This window comes from Pseudovibrio sp. Ad37, from assembly GCF_001623075.1.
Taxonomy (GTDB): Bacteria; Pseudomonadota; Alphaproteobacteria; order Rhizobiales; family Stappiaceae; genus Pseudovibrio.
In genome coordinates this window covers 26,036-42,266 of the sequence record NZ_LMCF01000007.1, presented here as the reverse complement: position 1 = coordinate 42,266, position 16,231 = coordinate 26,036, and the positions used below count along the sequence as shown (strand labels likewise).

Below are 16,231 nucleotides of genomic sequence, written 5' to 3'. Positions count from 1 at the left end.
AGTTAATGAACCAGCAAGCCAACACATTGCGTTCCGGTCCGGATGATCGCGGCCACTTTGGTGATTTTGGGGGTCGTTTCGTTGCTGAAACGCTCATGCCTTTGATCCTGGATCTGGAAAAGGCTTACAGTGACGCCAAGGCTGATCCTGCTTATGCTGCTGAAATTGAGAGCCTGAACACCCATTACACTGGTCGCCCATCTGCACTTTATTTCGCTGAACGGCTGACTGAAGAGCTGGGTGGTGCAAAGGTTTACTTTAAGCGTGATGAGCTGAACCATACAGGATCTCACAAGATCAATAACTGTATTGGTCAGATCCTACTTGCCAAGCGCATGGGTAAAACCCGCATCATTGCGGAAACCGGCGCTGGTCAGCATGGTGTTGCGACAGCAACAGTTTGTGCTCGCTTTGGTTTGCCATGCGTTGTTTACATGGGTGCGACCGACGTTGAGCGTCAGAAGCCGAACGTGTTCCGCATGAAACTGCTGGGTGCTGAAATTGTTCCCGTTACAGCGGGTGCTGGTACTCTTAAAGATGCGATGAATGAAGCGCTGCGTGATTGGGTGACCAACGTGGAAGAAACGTATTACCTGATTGGTACAGCTGCTGGCCCGCATCCATACCCAGAGATGGTTCGTGATTTTCAGTCTGTGATTGGGGAAGAGACCAAAGAACAGCTGATGAAAGCAGAAGGCAAGCTGCCAGATGCTCTCGTTGCTGCTGTTGGTGGTGGCTCCAATGCGATTGGCTTGTTCCACCCGTTCCTTGACGATCCATCCGTTGAGATTTACGGTGTTGAAGCTGGTGGTAAAGGCCTTCAGGGTGAAGAGCACTGCGCGTCACTCAATGCAGGTAAGCCGGGTGTTTTGCATGGCAACCGCACTTATCTGCTGCAGGATGATGACGGACAGATCCTTGAAGGACATTCCGTTTCTGCTGGTCTGGACTATCCTGGTATTGGCCCAGAACACTCCTGGTTGAAGGATACGGGCCGTGTAAACTACGTGCCTGCAACCGATAAGGAAGCTTTGGATGCATTCCAAATGCTGACCCGTGTTGAAGGCATCATTCCGGCTCTGGAGCCAAGCCATGCGCTTGCGCAGGTTATTAAGATGGCGCCGAAGATGGATAAAGACCAAGTCATCGTCATGAACCTTTGTGGTCGTGGTGATAAAGACGTCTTTACCGTTGGCAAGATCCTTGGATTTGACCTGTAAATCATTTGGTTTTCAAATGAAAAAGGCGGGCCTTGTGCTCGCCTTTTTTGTTGCCTGAGATTGAATCGGACGTGAAACGATTAGCCCGTGGCAGCAATGCCATCCAGAACGCCGGAAACGCCAGCTTCCCAGCCCAAAATGGCGCGTTTACGAGTGATGCCCCAATGGTAACCACACATATTACCCTTTGCCCCGAGGACGCGGTGACACGGAACGACGAAGGACAGCGGGTTCTTTCCAACGGCTGTTCCAACAGCACGTGAGGCTTTGGGATTGCCGAGGTTATTCGCGATCTCCGAATATGTGGTAGCCTTGCCTAAAGGAATTTTCAGAAGTGTTTGCCACACGCGGATTTCAAAGTCCGTACCAATGAAGACAACACGAAGCGGCTGATCTTCCTTCCACTTATTTGGTTCGAAGATGCGGGAGACGTAAGGAGCGGTGAGTTGCTGGTTCTCTTCAAACTCAGCAGCTGGCCAGCGTTCGCTCATGTCAGTAAGTGCTTTTGCCTCTTCGCCGGCATCGGCAAAAGCAAGACCTGCCAGACCACGCTCTGTTACCATCAGCAGGACGATCCCAAACGGGCAGGGATGAAAGCCCCAACTGATTTTTACGCCTGCACCACGCCGTTTGTAGTCGCCAGGCGTCATCGCCTCATGGGTCACAAACAAGTCATGCAAACGGGCAGGGCCTGAGAGGCCAACTTCGAGCGAGGCTTCCAGAATACTGGCAGAATCTTGCAAAAGAGCGCGTGCGTGATCGATGGTGATGGCTTGCAAGAATTGCTTGGGTGTAATGCCTGCCCATCTTGAAAACACCCGTTGAAGCTGAATTGGCTGAAGGCCGACGCTGTAGGCAAGCTCTTCAAGGGAGGGTTGTTCCCTCCAATTCTCGGAGATGCCTTGAAGAGTTTTCTGGACAACGCGATAGTCCTCAAGAGCAGAACTGTCTTCTACAAACGTGCCATTTGCGAGATTGGCTGCATTAAACATCTTGATTCACGGCTCTTAGATTTCGTTACTCATTGAGTGGAATCTAAATGATCCTCAGCCTGAGAGCCACCCGAAACGCGAGTACATGGGAACAGAGTATCTCAGGCTTAGGCGTGATCAAACCCACGATTGCGTGCGGAGTGGATTGCCTGAGAAAACGCAGAGGCGAAACTTGTCCGGTCATCCGGGTTCAAAAACGCACCAACAATGAGGAAAAGTTGATCAGAACGCACCAAAATGCGCGTAACTCCAACATCATCATCCCGTTCGATTTGGAGTTTCATGTGAAACGGATTGAGCACATACTCCTGTACGTCGCCTTTGTACGTGACGTGTTTCAATCTAACCTCAAGCGGGGAAACGCTGATTTCCTCATAGGTTTCGGCCGTCGCAAAGTTGTGCCTGAACGCGAGCCAGAGAAAGAGAACAGGTAATGATAGCAGGATAGGTGCGGGCCATAATCCCATCAGAACAAGCACGAGCGAATAAAAGCCAGCAATCAAGCCAGCGCACCAAAGAACGATGTTCACGCCTCGGCGGGACAGTGAGCGATGCGGGGTTAGAACAGCCTGAAAGAAAGGGGGATAAGGCTCCCGCTTTTGAAGATCATGGGGCATTGGTGCTATTTCGCACTCTGTTTCATTGCTACTCTTTATCGCTTAAGAGTATAGAGCTTTCATAGCCTACGCAAAGTCACTTATTTCCTTCGAGAGTCCTATGGTTGACGCTACCAAAACAAAGAAGGTTGCATCTTCTTCAAGTACACGCAAAAAGCCGGTTTCCAGATCAAGGTATTCTAAAGCCGAGATCTACGAAATCTTTGCGGCATTTGAAAAAGACAATCCAGAACCGGAAGGGGAACTTAATCATTCCAACGAGTTCACGCTGCTGGTTGCTGTTGTGCTTTCCGCTCAAGCAACAGATGCCGGGGTGAACAAAGCAACGAAACATCTCTTCCAGATTGCAGATACGCCAGAGAAGATGGTTGCTCTTGGAGAAGATAAGATCCGTGAAGAGATCCGCACAATCGGGCTCTATAAAAACAAAGCAAAGAACACGTTTTTGCTCTCACAAATGCTGATTGAGCATCATGGTGGGCAGGTTCCGCAAACCCGTGAAGAATTGGAAGCTTTGCCGGGTGTTGGCCGTAAAACAGCAAATGTGGTACTGAATATTGCTTTTGGGCAGCCTACGATTGCGGTAGACACGCATCTCTTCAGGATTGCAAACAGGTTAGGGCTTGCCCCCGGCAAAACACCGCTGGATGTTGAGTTGAAACTGGAAAAGATAATTCCGCAAGACTTTATGCAACACGCACACCACTGGCTGATCCTACATGGCCGTTACATCTGTAAGGCGCGCAAGCCCGCGTGCGATCGCTGCATCATCTATGATCTTTGCAAAAGCAAAGAGAAAGTCTTGAAAGAAGTTGCCTGAGAAAAAGCAGAGGCTCTTAATGCATCTGCTTTTTACGGAGACGAACAACCACTTCCACGCGGGAAATTTCCATTCCTTCAGGTGGGACTGGCAAGTTGTCTAATGTCAGGCCACTGTCTGGAATATCGATTACACGGTTCTCATCTTCCAGGAAGAAATGGTGATGCTCAGAAGTGTTGGTGTCGAAGTAAGTCTTTGTTCCTTCAACAGCAACTTCACGCAGCAAACCAACTTCAGTGAACTGATGAAGTGTGTTGTAAACTGTCGCCAGAGAGACGGGCACATTCGCAAGGATAGCTTCTTCGTGAAGGACTTCCGCCGAGATGTGGCGATTACCCTGAGAATAAAGAAGCTCAGCCAGTGCTACGCGCTGACGTGTAGGGCGCAGACCTGCGTCTCTTAGCATCCCTGTTACATCTTGATGTTCGTTAGCAATCTGCGAGCTCATTTTTTCCTACTTTAGTTCTTTAGGGTGCTGATGTTTTAACACCTACGCACCAATTCTACCAGCATTAGATTAAAAGCAACCTATTGACCTGCACCCAAGCCCTCTCAATATAAGGGAGCATAACCCTTGATACATCAAGCTAAAACCAAGCAGGATTAACCGGACTGCTTATAACAATAATAAGAATAGTATAAGTTTAACACAACTGCGTACATTGAGCACACGCAAACTCACATACATCGCTCTTTCGATATTCGGGCTCGTGTGCTAGGAAGGCCCGAACAGTTAATACTTAGAACCATCGTTACGTTTAGGTAAGGTGAACCCTACGTTTTTCTGGCCTCAAACAAACGACAAATTATGCGGGAATAGAATGCACGAGAAGCGTTCAAGCTACGATAAAGAAGCTCTGCTGGCCTGTGGTCGCGGTGAGCTGTTTGGCCAAGGCAATGCACAGCTGCCACTTCCTCCTATGCTGATGTTTGATCGCGTCACCGAAATTTCTGAGGAAGGCGGCGAGTACGGCAAAGGCGTAATTCGTTCTGAATTCGACATTAATCCAGATCTCTGGTTCTTCGAATGTCACTTCCAGGGCGATCCTGTTATGCCTGGCTGTCTCGGTTTGGACGCTCTGTGGCAGATGACTGGCTTCTATCTTGGCTGGCTCGGCGAGCCAGGTCGTGGTCGTGCACTTTCTACCGGTGAAGTTAAATTCACAGGTCAGGTTACTCCTGACGTAAAAATGCTGGAATTCGGTGTTGATATGAAGCGCGTTATGCGCTCCCGCCTGAAACTGGCAATTGCTGATGGCTGGGTAAAAGCTGACGGCGAGACTATTTTTGTTGCGAAAGACCTGCGTGTTGGTCTGTTTCAAGACGAAGCAAAATAAGTAATCAAATTATGCGAGGGTTTGTCATGTGGAATGATGAACCCTTTTTTAGAATTTGGTCCGAACGGACCACTTAACCCACGGGAGACCTTAGATGAGGCGTGTGGTTGTTACTGGTATGGGTATTGTTTCACCTCTTGGCAACAATGCTGAGGAAGTGAAAGCAAGCCTTTACGAAGGTAAATCCGGTATTGTTGCAGCTGAAGACTACGAGAAGCTCGGCTTCCGTTGTCAGGTTCATGGCGCACCTACCCTGGATCCATTGGAAAAACTTGGCCGTCGTACTTCTCGCTTTATGGGTGAAGGTGCTGCATGGAACTACATTGCCATGGAGCAGGCCATTGAAGATGCTGGCCTTTCCGAAGATCTGGTTACCAATGACCGCACTGGCCTGATCATGGGTTCTGGTGGACCATCCACCAAAGCGATCGTTGAAGCTGCGGATATCACCCGTGAAAAAGGCCCACGCCGCATCGGGCCGACCGCTGTTCCGAAAGCAATGAGCTCTACGAACTCAGCAACGCTTGCAACACCATTTAAAATTCACGGCGTCAACTACTCCATTTCCGCAGCTTGTGCGACAACCAATATCTGTATTGGTAATGCCTATGAGCTGATCCAATGGGGTAAACAAGACGTGGTATTTGCGGGCGGTGGCGAAGAACTGGACTGGACACTCTCCAACCTGTTCGATGCTATGGGCGCAATGTCTTCCAAGTACAATGACACTCCTTCTACGGCTTCTCGTCCATATGACAAGAACCGTGATGGCTTTGTTATTGCTGGCGGCGGCGGTGTGCTGGTTCTTGAAGAACTTGAGCATGCAAAAGCACGTGGCGCAAAAATCTACGCAGAAATCGTGGGTTACGGTCAGACTTCTGATGGTCACGACATGGTTGCACCAAGTGGTGAAGGCGCAGCTCGCTGCATGAAGATTGCGCTTAAAGACGTTGATTGTGACATTGACTACATCAATCCACATGCAACCTCTACGCCTGTTGGTGACATCAAAGAGATTGAAGCGATCCGCGCCGTGTTCGGTGACAAGGTTCCGCCAATTTCTGCGACTAAAGCGCTTTCTGGTCACTCTTTGGGTGCTGCCGGCGTTCATGAAGCGATCTACTCTTTGCTTATGATGGAAGGCAATTTCATTGCGGCTTCTGCTCATATTGAAGAATTAGATCCGGATTTTGAGGATATGCCAATCGTAAGAGAACGCGTAGATAATGCAGAATTGAATTGCGTTCTTTCAAACGGCTTTGGATTTGGCGGCACCAACGCGACCGTCGTGTTTAAGCGATACAAAGACTGAGTTTGAGGTCCTGAGCTTGCTCAGCTCCTTTAGCTTTTTGATTAAAGGAGTTCTCTATGAGCAAGCTTATGCAAGGCAAGCGTGGTCTGATTATGGGCGTTGCCAATGACCACAGCATTGCCTGGAGCATAGCCAAAACTCTTGCTGAACAGGGTGCAGAAATGGCGTTTACCTATCAAGGTGACGCCTTCGCCCGACGCGTAAAACCACTGGCAGACAGTGTTGGCTGCGACATGCTTCTTCCATGCGATGTGGAAGACATTGATAGTGTGGACAAGGCTTTCTCTCAGCTCCAGGAAAAATGGGGCTCCATCGATTTCCTCGTGCACGCGATCGCGTTTTCAGACAAATCTGAGCTGCGTGGCCGTTATGCAGACACTACCCGCGATAATTTTGCCCGCACCATGCAGATCTCCTGTTTCTCCTTCACAGAGATTGCAAAGCGAGCGGCTGACTTGATGCCGAACGGTGGTTCCATTCTGACGTTGACCTATGGTGGCGCGACCAGCGTGATGCCAAACTATAACGTCATGGGCGTTGCCAAGGCCGCACTGGAGGCATCTGTGCGCTATCTAGCTATGGACTTTGGCGAGCAGGGTATCCGCGTGAACGCGATATCTGCAGGGCCTGTTCGCACACTGGCTGGCGCAGGTATCTCTGACGCTCGCTTGATGTTCAACTTCCAGCAGGCAAACTCTCCGCTGAAGCAGACTGTTACAACCGAACAGCTTGGTGGTTCTGGTCTCTACCTTCTCTCAGAGTTATCTGGTGGAGTGACAGGTGAGGTTCACTTTGTGGATTCTGGTTACAACATCGTTTCTATGCCACGCATGAAAGAGTTGAAGACTGCCGACAAGTTGATGCGAGAAAAGGAAACTGTCTAGATTTCTTTGATTGTTCAGGTGAATAGCAAAAAGCCTCCAAGTTTCCTCAGAGGCTTTTCGTTAAACTGTTGTTGGAACTGAGATCAATTATTGATTGTCTCGTTTTTATAAACGCCAAACAATCTGCTCTGATCAATCCAACCTTCAAAATCTTTGCCGGAAACGCGGCAGTAACCATCCGTGCACTCAACAACACCAGCAAGAACCAAAGGCTCAAGAAACGCGATGATCTCTTCATTCGGGCCAGGCCGCTTGCGGAGAGGGGTGGTTTCAACGGTATTTCCCAGCCAAGGCGTTACCAGTGCAGAGCGGTAGCCAGTCAGCAAGGTTTTGAAAACCCAGCCGTCTTTGCCTTCCCAATCGCGAATGCGGCGCCAGTCGTCATATTCCTGAATGACTTCAACCGGCAGCCTGCTGCGAACGAAAGTCCAACCAATGTCGTGGTTTCTGCTTGGACCTTTGCGAACGTTCACTCTATCAGATTTAAGGCTGACAAAACGTGGAACTGGGAGACCTGATACACCAGAACCCGCAGATTGGGCCTGAGCGGTGATTACGAATGGGGAAACAAAAAGGAATAATAGAAAAGCAGCTGCAAGGGCACTAAGAGTACGAAAGCTTTTATTTTTCATAGTGATACCAAAACTTCCCGTAGGCTAATCCGTAATTTTCACTAAAATCGAGACACAAGTATCATACCTTAGATCTCGCGATTTCCGATAGTGGCTGCTATTAGATGTAGACGTGTTTGACAAGTCTTGTTTTCACCGGAACATTTGGTAATGAAACTTTGACAACCTGTAAGACCTTTGAGTCATTGACTCATATGGTGATTAGGGCAGGGTTAAAAAACTTCGAATTTTTGACAGAAGGCGGGGACGATGCCAAAAAAGAAGCCTATTGTGGTTGTGACACGGAAACTGCCGGATGTTGTTGAAACACGCATGCGCGAGCTTTTCGACACACGGTTGAATGAGCAAGACAAGCCGTTCACTCAGGCAGAGCTTGTGGAAGCTGTCAAAATTGCTGATGTTCTTGTCCCCACTGTTACAGACCGCATTGATGCTTCAGTTTTGGCTCAGGCTGGCCCTAATCTGAAAATGATCGCCAACTTCGGTAACGGCGTCGACAATATCGACGTTATCTCTGCCAACAATCGCGGTATTGCAGTTACTAATACTGCTGGTGTGATGACTGAAGACACCGCAGATATGACCATGGCGCTCATTCTCGCTGTTCCGCGTCGTCTTTCTGAAGGCATGAAGAAGATTGAGAACAAGGAATGGGACGGCTGGTCTCCAACCTGGATGCTTGGTCGCCGTATCTGGGGCAAACGTCTCGGTATCATCGGCATGGGCCGTATCGGTCAGGCGGTCGCCAGACGCGCAAAAGCATTTGGTATGTCTATCCATTACCACAATCGAATTCGCGAGCCTCTGGAGCTTGAAGAGCAGCTGGAGGCTACTTTCTGGGAGAGTCTGGATCAGATGCTTGCGCGCATGGATGTCGTCTCCATCCATTGTCCGCATACGCCGGGTACCTACCACTTGCTTTCCGCACGCCGTTTGAAGCTGATGAAGCCTGATGCGTACATCGTGAACACCGCTCGCGGTGAGATCGTGGATGAAAACGCGCTGATCCGTCAGATTGAGTCAGGTGAACTTGCAGGGGCGGCGCTGGACGTGTTTGAGCACGAGCCTGCGATCAACCCGAAGCTTGTGGCATCCGACAAGGTGGTTGTGTTGCCTCACATGGGTTCCGCAACAATCGAAGGGCGTATTGATATGGGTGAGAAGGTCATCATCAATATCAAAGCCTTTATGGACGGGCATCGTCCACCGGATCGCGTTTTGCCATCTATGCTCTGATAACAGTTTGAAGCGCTTCAGAAATCTGGAGCGCTTTTTGTTTGGAACCTACTTCAGATACTTGTTCCAGGCAGGGTCAGATTTCATTCCAGCAAGGAACTTAGCGTGTGCCTCAATTTCTTCCTCTGACAGGGAAGGGGAGAGAGAGTTTGGGCGTTGCTTGGCTGCGACGCGCTTTTTGGGCTCATCATTGAGTTTATCCAGATCGATCGCTTCATCGTCTGGCACCAGACCAAGATTTTTCTGCTTACCGCCGTTCATCTCCAGATAAACTTCAGCCAGCAGTTCCGCATCGAGCAACGCGCCGTGGTATACGCGCTTTGTGTTATCCACGCTGTAGCGCGAACACAAAGCATCCAGAGACACCGATCCGGTCGGGAACTTTCTGCGGGCGAGCTTTAGAGTATCCAGCACCTGCGTATTTGGGATTTTTGGTTTATTACAACGCCCAAGCTCCATGTTGATGAAGCCCATATCGAATGGAGCGTTGTGAATAACCAGACGTGAATCTCCAACAAAATCAAGAAATTCGTCAGCTACATCGACAAACAGCGGTTTGTCGGAGAGGAACTCAGCAGAGAGGCCGTGAATACGGAACGCTTCTTCTGGCATATCCCGTTGCGGGTTGACGTAAAGATGGCAGGTGCGGCCCGTTGGAATGAAATTTATGAGTTCCACTCCGCCGATTTCAACCAGCCTATCCCCATCAAGCGGATTCAGGCCTGTGGTTTCAGTATCGAAGGAGATTTCGCGCATAATTACACCGTTCTAGAAGCGATAGAAGACACAGCGCGCATAATGGCACCCACTGCACGACGGGCCGGCTCAACGCCTCGGCCAGTGTCGACAATAAAATGCGCTTTTTTGCGTTTTTCTGCGTCGTTTAACTGTTTTGCGTAGATAGCCTCAAATTTCTCTTCTGTCATGCCTGGTCTTTCAAGAACACGCTGACGCTGCACATCATATGGTGCAGAAACCACGACGACCGCATCAACGGCCTTGTGTTTGCCGACCTCGAAGAGGAGAGGGACGTCGAGAACAACAACCTTACGGCGGTCTAATTTTGCTTGATGCAGAAACTCAGTTTCAACTTCCTGAACGAGCGGATGGATGAGGCTTTCTAAAAGCATCATCTTTGCTTTGTCGTGGAGGACGATTTTACCGAGGGCTTCGCGGTCGATGCAGCCATCTTTAGCAGTGCCGGGAAAGGCGCTGCCAACGGGTTCAACAGCTTTGCCGGTATAAAGCGCATGGACCGCAGCATCTGCATCATAAACAGCGGCTCCAGCCTCTGCGAAGAGCTTTGAGGTGGTTGATTTCCCCATTCCAATCGAGCCAGTCAGACCGAGAATAACCATTCAGGTAAGTCCCATTTCTCTCAGGATCATCTCACGAAGCTCGTCGGTGACTTCCGGGCGAACTCCAAACCATTTTTCAAAACCCGGTACAGCTTGATGAAGAAGCATTCCCAGACCATCCACTGTCGCATTACCACGCTGCTCAGCATCACGAAGCAGTTTGGTTCGTAACGGAGAGTAAACTATATCCGTCACAACTGCCGATTTCGACAGGTTATCAAGATCAATGTTTAATTCTGGTTGTCCAGTCATACCAAGAGAGGTCGTATTGACCAGAAAATCTGCTTCTCCAAGCTTTTCCCCCAAACTATCCCATTTAATTGCGATGGTATTTGAGCCAAAATGATCTGCAAGTTTCTGCGCTTTTTCTAGTGTTCTGTTGGCGATATACACTTCTGTGTATCCTCTGGACAGTAAGGCCCAGATAATCGCCCGGGAGGCACCACCAGCACCCAGAACAACGGCTTTATTCCCGTTGTTATCCCAGTTGGGCAGCATTTGGTCGAGATTTCCCAGAAAGCCAAGACCGTCGGTGTTTGAGCCATTCAAAACACCTGCGTCATCCAACCAAAGCGTGTTCACAGCCCCAATCATTTTGGCTGCATCATCCAACTTCTCAGCAGATTTATACGCATGCTCTTTGTTTGGAATTGTCACGTTACAGCCAACAAGCCCATGCTCAGCCAATGCGCTGTAAAAGCTTTCGGCAGTCTCAGGAGGTACATCCTGTGCAATGTAGCTGCCTTCTATGCCGTGCTGTTTGAGCCAATAGCCATGTATCAGAGGGGATTTTGAATGGCCAATCGGATGTCCTGTGACAGCTGCGTTCCTCATTTCTTCAAAACCTCAATCTCGCGCAAGAAAGAGAGGAGGCTCAGGAGAGGCAAGCCCAACACTGTGAAGTAATCGCCCTCAATCTTATCAAAGAGCTGCACGCCTTCAGCTTCCAATTGATACGCACCGACGCTGGAGAGAATTTCGGATCCGGTTCGCTCAATGTACCAATCCAAAAAATCTTCTGATAGTTCACGCACATTCAGAATTGCCGTCGAAATACCTTCCCAGACAACTTCACCATCTTTAACAACACATGCCGCAGAATGAAGCGCGTGACTTTTGCCGGAAAAGCTCATGAGTTGCTTGCGGGCTGCGTTCAGATCTTCTGGCTTAACGAGACGCTTTCCTTCGAATGCCAGGATCTGATCAGCGCCAACGACATAAGCACCATGATTTCGGGCGGAAACTTCTTTCGCTTTCGCAACGGATAATTTAGCTGCAATCACTTCTGGATCCACACCAGTGGAAAGCAATGGCTCTTCTATCTGTCGTTCATCAACATTTGCTGGAATACGATCAAAAATTAAGCCTGCATTTTCTAGGAGTGTCGCGCGAATTTTACTTCCGCTCGCTAAAATCAGTCGAGTCATACTCTGCTTTCTCAATCTGAGGATTTCTTGTGTTATTTATTGGGATAAAGCGCGATGCTTCTCAATATTCTTCTGTCTCTTTTTGCTCATTTTTATGTTTTCGGAGCAAATCCATGATCTCGGCTGCTGTTTCTTCGATAGAGCGACGCGTTACATCGATGAGCGGCCAACCATTTTCAGCACACAACCGTTTCGACATCGCAATCTCCTGAGCAATTGATTTTCGATCAACATAAGTGTCGTTGTCTGTTTTGGCATCCAGCGACAAAATGCGGTTCTGGCGGATATCCCGAATACGTTCGGCCGTGGCCATCAGACCGACCACGAGAGGTCTTTTGGCTTTCAGGAGCTGACGGGGAGGGCGCATATTGGGAATGAGCGGGATGTTAGCCGCCTTAATACCTCTATTTGCCAGATAGATAGAGGTTGGCGTCTTAGAGGTTCGGCTGATGCCAACAAGAATAACGTCTGCTTCGTCCAAAGCCCCTGCGATTTGGCCGTCATCATGCAGCATGGTGTAGTTCATCGCTTCCATGCGCTGGAAGTATTCCTCATCCATCACGTGCTGTCCGCCCACACGCCACGTTTCTGTGACGTTCAGATAGCTATGGAAGACCTGATAGACAGGCTTGAGAACATTAACGCATGGCAGCCCCAAATCCTGGCATTTACGCTCCAGACGGCGGGCATAGGATTGTTCCACAAGGGTGTAGAGAACAATTCCTGGTGCAGATTCAATCTCTTCCAGGACTCTACTCAACTGTTTGTCATGCCGGATCAGCGGGTACACATGCTCGATGGGCTGAATATTCTCATATTGCGCGGTCGCAGCACGCACAATTGTCATCAAAGTTTCGCCTGTTGAGTCCGAAACCATGTGTAAATGGAAGTAGTTAGAGTGGTTACCCAAGGTATCATCCTCAACATTCCTAAGAGACTTGGAAAAACTAGCCAAATCTCACTGTGCTTTCAAATTAATGCCCGCTGACCCTAATCCGTCAACAATTCCATATTTTGAGAATACTGATTTCGAAACGACTTGGATAAACGGGATTGCACATTGCCCACGCAAAAGATTCACAGCACAGCATACGGGATAAACTGTGATCTTTGGTTATTTTCCAGATTGTAACCTATTGAATCTTTAGAAAAAACAATTTGTTTTCGACTCCTGTTGAGAGTCTTGCTTGTTTTTGATCTGTGACTTTTCCTATTAGGGTTTTCTCAGTTAGGAATTGTGGAATTAAATTGATCCCTGCTATTCACTCACTAATAGAAATAGAAACTTCCAAATAAGAAGATTCTTTTTAAGCAGGCTTGGGAAAAAGAGGCGATTTATGGAATCTCATGAAAGAGCGGTAATGCGCGTTTTGGCAGGCGAGAAACTAGAGCGCCCACCAATCTGGATGATGCGCCAGGCAGGACGGTATTTGCCTGAGTACAGAGCTGTACGAACTCAAGCACCGAATTTTCTCGACTTTTGCTACAATACCGATCTTGCGACAGAAGTTACTCTCCAACCCATTCGCCGGTATGGCTTTGATGCTGCCATCCTATTTTCTGACATCTTCGTTATTCCAGATGCGCTTGGCTACCCTGTAAATTTTGAGGAGGGTCGAGGACCAGTTCTCGAACCACTTTCGACAGAACTCGTTGATAAGCTTGATCAAGCCAGGACGATGGAGCATTTGGCTCCTGTTATCGCCACAGTCGAGCGTTTGAGAGCGGAGTTACCGACTGAAACCACCCTTCTGGGCTTCTGCGGAGCCCCGTGGACGGTCGCTTGCTATTCTGTGGCTGGTCATACCACCCAGGACCAGTTTGCCGCTCGTATCGGCTCCTATCAGGATCCTGAGCTTCTGACTGCTTTCATTGATCAGCTGGTTGAAGCTTCGATCACGTACCTGGTGGCTCAGTTTGATGGTGGTGCAGATGCACTGCAGATCTTTGACACCTGGGCAGGTGTTCTGGATGACATCGGTTTTGAGCAGTGGTCTGTTGGTCCGACCCGCAAGATCGTTGATGGTGTGAAAGCTCAGCGTCCAAACGCAAAGATCATCGGTTTCCCGAAAGCATCAGCTGCTCGCTTGAAGCGCTATGTTGAAGCTACTGGTGTTGATGCAGTTGGTCTGGACTGGACTGTTCCGGCAGAAGTGGCGCAGGAAATTCAGAAAATTGTTCCTGTACAGGGCAATATGGATCCAATGCGCCTTGTTGCTGGTGGACGTGCGCTGGAAACTGGAATAGATCACGCTCTCGAAGTTTTGGGTAATGGTCCGCACATCTTTAACCTTGGTCATGGCGTTGTTCCGCAAACTCCGCCAGAACATGTTGCTGAGATGGTGAAGCGGGTTAAAGGCCTGTAAGCAGACACTGCGAATTAGATAAGGCGCGGATCATGGATGATGCATATTCCTGGGCGAAGTCCCTCCACATAATCTCTGTGATTGCCTGGATGGCGGGATTGTTCTACTTGCCGCGCCTTTTCGTTTATCACACGAACGCTGAAATCGGTTCTGATAAGAGCGAGACCTTCAAGATCATGGAGCGCCGATTGCTTAAGGCGATTATGGCTCCATCTATGATGGCCACCTGGATTTTTGGCTTGTGGCTGGTTTATCTGCTTGATGCTTATTTTGATCTTTGGTTTATGCTGAAGTTTTCACTGGTTATACTGATGACGATATATCACGTGATGCTTTCACGTCATGTCACTAAGTTTGCGCAGGATCAAAATAAGAATAGTGAGCGCTACTTTAGAATTATTAATGAACTACCGACACTATTAATGGTTGCAATTGTGTTCCTAGTGATCTTTAAACCCTAGGTGATCCGAACATTCGAATTTTAATATTGGAAAATTAGGAGAATTAGTGGGCAATAAGCACTTGCCGAATTCAATTCGATTAGTTATTGTCCCCGCAACTTCACGATGTAGCTTATGTGATCGCTGATCTCCTAGCGATTTTCGAAGGTCGATAAATATCGTATCTAGATGAGCTGCTATTCCCCCCTAACGTTTTGTGTTCGAAAGTTCTTGATCCTTCTAAAGCTAAATCAAGTCCAGAACCCATAGTAAAGACGATCCCTATTGATGCGGGAAATGAAACTCAGAGACCTGAAAACTAAGAGCGCAACTGAACTCCTTGCTTTTGCTGAGGAACATGACGTTGAAAATGCAAGCACCATGCGCAAACAGGAACTTATGTTTGCGATTTTGAAGAGACTTGCAGAGCAAGATATTGAGATCATCGGCGAAGGTGTCGTAGAGGTCCTCCAAGATGGATTTGGATTCCTCCGCTCTCCTGATGCGAACTACTTGCCAGGCCCAGACGATATTTACGTTTCACCTTCACAGATCCGTCGCTTTTCTCTGCGCACCGGTGATACTGTTGAAGGCCAGATCCGGAGTCCTAAAGAAGGTGAGCGTTATTTCGCCCTTCTAAAAGTCAACAAAATCAACTTTGAAGACCCTGAAAAAGCGAGACATAAGGTTCACTTTGATAACCTGACACCGCTTTATCCAGATGAGCGCTTCAATCTTGAAATCGAGAATTCTACCTCCAAGGATATTTCTTCTCGCATTATTGATCTTGTAGCTCCGCTCGGCAAAGGCCAGCGTGCTTTGATCACTGCGCCCCCTCGGACAGGTAAAACAGTATTCCTTCAGAATATTGCGAAATCTATTACCACCAATCATCCTGAATGTTACCTCATCGTTCTGTTGATCGATGAACGTCCGGAAGAAGTAACGGACATGCAACGTACAGTTGATGGTGAAGTTGTATCTTCAACCTTTGATGAACCAGCTACTCGTCACGTTCAGGTTGCTGAGATGGTTATTGAGAAGGCAAAGCGTTTGACCGAACATGGTCGCGACGTTGTTATTCTTTTGGATTCCATTACTCGCCTTGGCCGTGCTTACAACACAGTTGTTCCTTCCTCCGGTAAGGTTCTGACCGGTGGTGTTGATGCGAACGCCCTGCAGCGCCCTAAGCGCTTCTTTGGTGCTGCGCGTAACATTGAAGAGGGTGGTTCTTTGACCATCATCGCAACGGCGCTGATTGATACCGGCAGCCGTATGGATGAAGTTATCTTCGAAGAATTCAAAGGTACTGGTAACTCTGAAATCATCCTTGATCGTAAGATCTCTGATAAGCGCGTCTTCCCAGCAGTTGATATTCAACGCTCTGGTACTCGTAAGGAAGAACTTCTTGTTCCTGCTGATAAGCTCAAGAAGACTTTCGTTTTGCGCCGTATTCTCAGCCAGATGGGTACTGTTGATGCTGTTGAGTTCCTGCTCGACAAGCTGCGTCAGACCAAGTCCAATGATGACTTCTTCGACTCTATGAATACCTAGGTTTACTGCCTACCGAATTTTTCGGCCCCGCTCGCC

The 16,231-nt window shown here is 48.6% G+C and carries 18 protein-coding genes; 9 read left to right on the top strand and 9 right to left on the bottom strand.

What is annotated here, in order from left to right:
* Positions 1-5 precede the first annotated feature (5 nt).
* A complete protein-coding gene (trpB, locus tag PsAD37_RS01565; protein WP_063294642.1) occupies positions 6-1,220 on the top strand; it encodes a tryptophan synthase subunit beta in 1,215 nt (404 codons plus the stop codon).
* 80 nt (positions 1,221-1,300) lie between these two features.
* Here the strand turns inward: trpB and PsAD37_RS01560 are convergent, their stop codons facing one another.
* Complete coding sequence (locus PsAD37_RS01560; RefSeq protein ID WP_063291214.1) at positions 1,301-2,212, bottom strand: bifunctional helix-turn-helix domain-containing protein/methylated-DNA--[protein]-cysteine S-methyltransferase; 912 nt, start codon at positions 2,210-2,212, stop codon at positions 1,301-1,303.
* 107 nt (positions 2,213-2,319) lie between these two features.
* Complete coding sequence (locus tag PsAD37_RS01555) at positions 2,320-2,829, bottom strand: DUF2244 domain-containing protein (RefSeq protein WP_208985905.1); 510 nt, start codon at positions 2,827-2,829, stop codon at positions 2,320-2,322.
* Positions 2,830-2,929: 100 nt separating this feature from the next.
* On the opposite strand from PsAD37_RS01555, the gene nth reads away from it, so the two are divergent.
* Entirely contained in the window at positions 2,930-3,649 is a 720-nt protein-coding gene (nth, locus tag PsAD37_RS01550; protein WP_063294641.1) for an endonuclease III, read from the top strand.
* A gap of 16 nt (positions 3,650-3,665) precedes the next feature.
* Here nth and irrA read toward each other — a convergent pair whose 3' ends face one another.
* Positions 3,666-4,097, bottom strand: coding sequence for an iron response transcriptional regulator IrrA (gene irrA, locus PsAD37_RS01545; RefSeq protein WP_057463201.1), 432 nt, complete (start codon positions 4,095-4,097; stop codon positions 3,666-3,668).
* Positions 4,098-4,470: 373 nt separating this feature from the next.
* Here irrA and fabA point away from each other — a divergent pair, with 373 nt between their 5' ends.
* The 3 genes from fabA to fabI all read left to right on the top strand — a co-directional run bounded on the left by fabA (position 4,471) and on the right by fabI (position 7,182).
* Positions 4,471-4,986 (top strand): 3-hydroxyacyl-[acyl-carrier-protein] dehydratase FabA, encoded by a 516-nt coding sequence (gene fabA / locus PsAD37_RS01540; protein WP_057463202.1) that lies wholly within the window; start codon positions 4,471-4,473, stop codon positions 4,984-4,986.
* A gap of 94 nt (positions 4,987-5,080) precedes the next feature.
* On the top strand, positions 5,081-6,298 hold the full coding sequence (gene fabB / locus PsAD37_RS01535) for a beta-ketoacyl-ACP synthase I (RefSeq protein ID WP_063286233.1): 1,218 nt from the start codon (positions 5,081-5,083) through the stop codon (positions 6,296-6,298).
* 56 nt (positions 6,299-6,354) lie between these two features.
* Positions 6,355-7,182, top strand: coding sequence for an enoyl-ACP reductase FabI (gene fabI, locus PsAD37_RS01530; protein ID WP_063294640.1), 828 nt, complete (start codon positions 6,355-6,357; stop codon positions 7,180-7,182).
* 83 nt (positions 7,183-7,265) lie between these two features.
* Here fabI and PsAD37_RS01525 read toward each other — a convergent pair whose 3' ends face one another.
* Positions 7,266-7,814 (bottom strand): SH3 domain-containing protein, encoded by a 549-nt coding sequence (locus PsAD37_RS01525; RefSeq protein WP_063294639.1) that lies wholly within the window; start codon positions 7,812-7,814, stop codon positions 7,266-7,268.
* 249 nt (positions 7,815-8,063) lie between these two features.
* On the opposite strand from PsAD37_RS01525, the gene PsAD37_RS01520 reads away from it, so the two are divergent.
* Positions 8,064-9,050, top strand: a complete 987-nt coding sequence (locus PsAD37_RS01520; protein WP_057463206.1) for a D-glycerate dehydrogenase — start codon at positions 8,064-8,066, stop codon at positions 9,048-9,050.
* 48 nt (positions 9,051-9,098) lie between these two features.
* Here the strand turns inward: PsAD37_RS01520 and dnaQ are convergent, their stop codons facing one another.
* The 5 genes from dnaQ to PsAD37_RS01495 form a co-directional block, all read right to left on the bottom strand.
* Positions 9,099-9,806 (bottom strand): DNA polymerase III subunit epsilon, encoded by a 708-nt coding sequence (gene dnaQ, locus PsAD37_RS01515; RefSeq protein WP_063294638.1) that lies wholly within the window; start codon positions 9,804-9,806, stop codon positions 9,099-9,101.
* 2 nt (positions 9,807-9,808) lie between these two features.
* Positions 9,809-10,408, bottom strand: coding sequence for a dephospho-CoA kinase (coaE, locus tag PsAD37_RS01510; protein WP_063294637.1), 600 nt, complete (start codon positions 10,406-10,408; stop codon positions 9,809-9,811).
* A complete protein-coding gene (locus tag PsAD37_RS01505) occupies positions 10,409-11,242 on the bottom strand; it encodes a shikimate dehydrogenase (RefSeq protein ID WP_063294636.1) in 834 nt (277 codons plus the stop codon).
* Positions 11,239-11,835 (bottom strand): Maf family protein, encoded by a 597-nt coding sequence (locus PsAD37_RS01500; RefSeq protein WP_057463210.1) that lies wholly within the window; start codon positions 11,833-11,835, stop codon positions 11,239-11,241. Before PsAD37_RS01500 ends, PsAD37_RS01505 begins: the two co-directional genes overlap by 4 nt.
* A 61-nt stretch (positions 11,836-11,896) precedes the next feature.
* Positions 11,897-12,745: a pyruvate, water dikinase regulatory protein gene (locus PsAD37_RS01495; RefSeq protein WP_082596851.1), complete on the bottom strand. Its 849-nt coding sequence runs from the start codon at positions 12,743-12,745 to the stop codon at positions 11,897-11,899.
* 427 nt (positions 12,746-13,172) lie between these two features.
* On the opposite strand from PsAD37_RS01495, the gene hemE reads away from it, so the two are divergent.
* From hemE to rho, 3 genes are all read left to right on the top strand, one after another.
* The gene (gene hemE, locus PsAD37_RS01490; protein ID WP_063294635.1) at positions 13,173-14,201 is read left to right on the top strand and encodes a uroporphyrinogen decarboxylase; all 1,029 of its coding nucleotides are present in this window, start codon (positions 13,173-13,175) and stop codon (positions 14,199-14,201) included.
* Positions 14,202-14,233: 32 nt separating this feature from the next.
* The gene (gene hemJ, locus PsAD37_RS01485; protein ID WP_057463212.1) at positions 14,234-14,662 is read left to right on the top strand and encodes a protoporphyrinogen oxidase HemJ; all 429 of its coding nucleotides are present in this window, start codon (positions 14,234-14,236) and stop codon (positions 14,660-14,662) included.
* Positions 14,663-14,929: 267 nt separating this feature from the next.
* A complete protein-coding gene (gene rho, locus PsAD37_RS01480) occupies positions 14,930-16,195 on the top strand; it encodes a transcription termination factor Rho (protein ID WP_057463213.1) in 1,266 nt (421 codons plus the stop codon).
* Positions 16,196-16,231 lie beyond the last annotated feature (36 nt).

Bases quoted from the DNA above. Each gene is read 5' to 3' on its own strand.
- trpB (WP_063294642.1), top strand. From the start codon at position 6: ATGAACCAGCAAGCCAACACATTGCGTTCCGGTCCGGATGATCGCGGC.
- PsAD37_RS01560 (WP_063291214.1), bottom strand. From the start codon at position 2,212: ATGTTTAATGCAGCCAATCTCGCAAATGGCACGTTTGTAGAAGACAGT.
- PsAD37_RS01555 (WP_208985905.1), bottom strand. From the start codon at position 2,829: ATGCCCCATGATCTTCAAAAGCGGGAGCCTTATCCCCCTTTCTTTCAG.
- nth (WP_063294641.1), top strand. From the start codon at position 2,930: ATGGTTGACGCTACCAAAACAAAGAAGGTTGCATCTTCTTCAAGTACA.
- irrA (WP_057463201.1), bottom strand. From the start codon at position 4,097: ATGAGCTCGCAGATTGCTAACGAACATCAAGATGTAACAGGGATGCTA.
- fabA (WP_057463202.1), top strand. From the start codon at position 4,471: ATGCACGAGAAGCGTTCAAGCTACGATAAAGAAGCTCTGCTGGCCTGT.
- fabB (WP_063286233.1), top strand. From the start codon at position 5,081: ATGAGGCGTGTGGTTGTTACTGGTATGGGTATTGTTTCACCTCTTGGC.
- fabI (WP_063294640.1), top strand. From the start codon at position 6,355: ATGAGCAAGCTTATGCAAGGCAAGCGTGGTCTGATTATGGGCGTTGCC.
- PsAD37_RS01525 (WP_063294639.1), bottom strand. From the start codon at position 7,814: ATGAAAAATAAAAGCTTTCGTACTCTTAGTGCCCTTGCAGCTGCTTTT.
- PsAD37_RS01520 (WP_057463206.1), top strand. From the start codon at position 8,064: ATGCCAAAAAAGAAGCCTATTGTGGTTGTGACACGGAAACTGCCGGAT.
- dnaQ (WP_063294638.1), bottom strand. From the start codon at position 9,806: ATGCGCGAAATCTCCTTCGATACTGAAACCACAGGCCTGAATCCGCTT.
- coaE (WP_063294637.1), bottom strand. From the start codon at position 10,408: ATGGTTATTCTCGGTCTGACTGGCTCGATTGGAATGGGGAAATCAACC.
- PsAD37_RS01505 (WP_063294636.1), bottom strand. From the start codon at position 11,242: ATGAGGAACGCAGCTGTCACAGGACATCCGATTGGCCATTCAAAATCC.
- PsAD37_RS01500 (WP_057463210.1), bottom strand. From the start codon at position 11,835: ATGACTCGACTGATTTTAGCGAGCGGAAGTAAAATTCGCGCGACACTC.
- hemE (WP_063294635.1), top strand. From the start codon at position 13,173: ATGGAATCTCATGAAAGAGCGGTAATGCGCGTTTTGGCAGGCGAGAAA.
- hemJ (WP_057463212.1), top strand. From the start codon at position 14,234: ATGGATGATGCATATTCCTGGGCGAAGTCCCTCCACATAATCTCTGTG.
- rho (WP_057463213.1), top strand. From the start codon at position 14,930: ATGCGGGAAATGAAACTCAGAGACCTGAAAACTAAGAGCGCAACTGAA.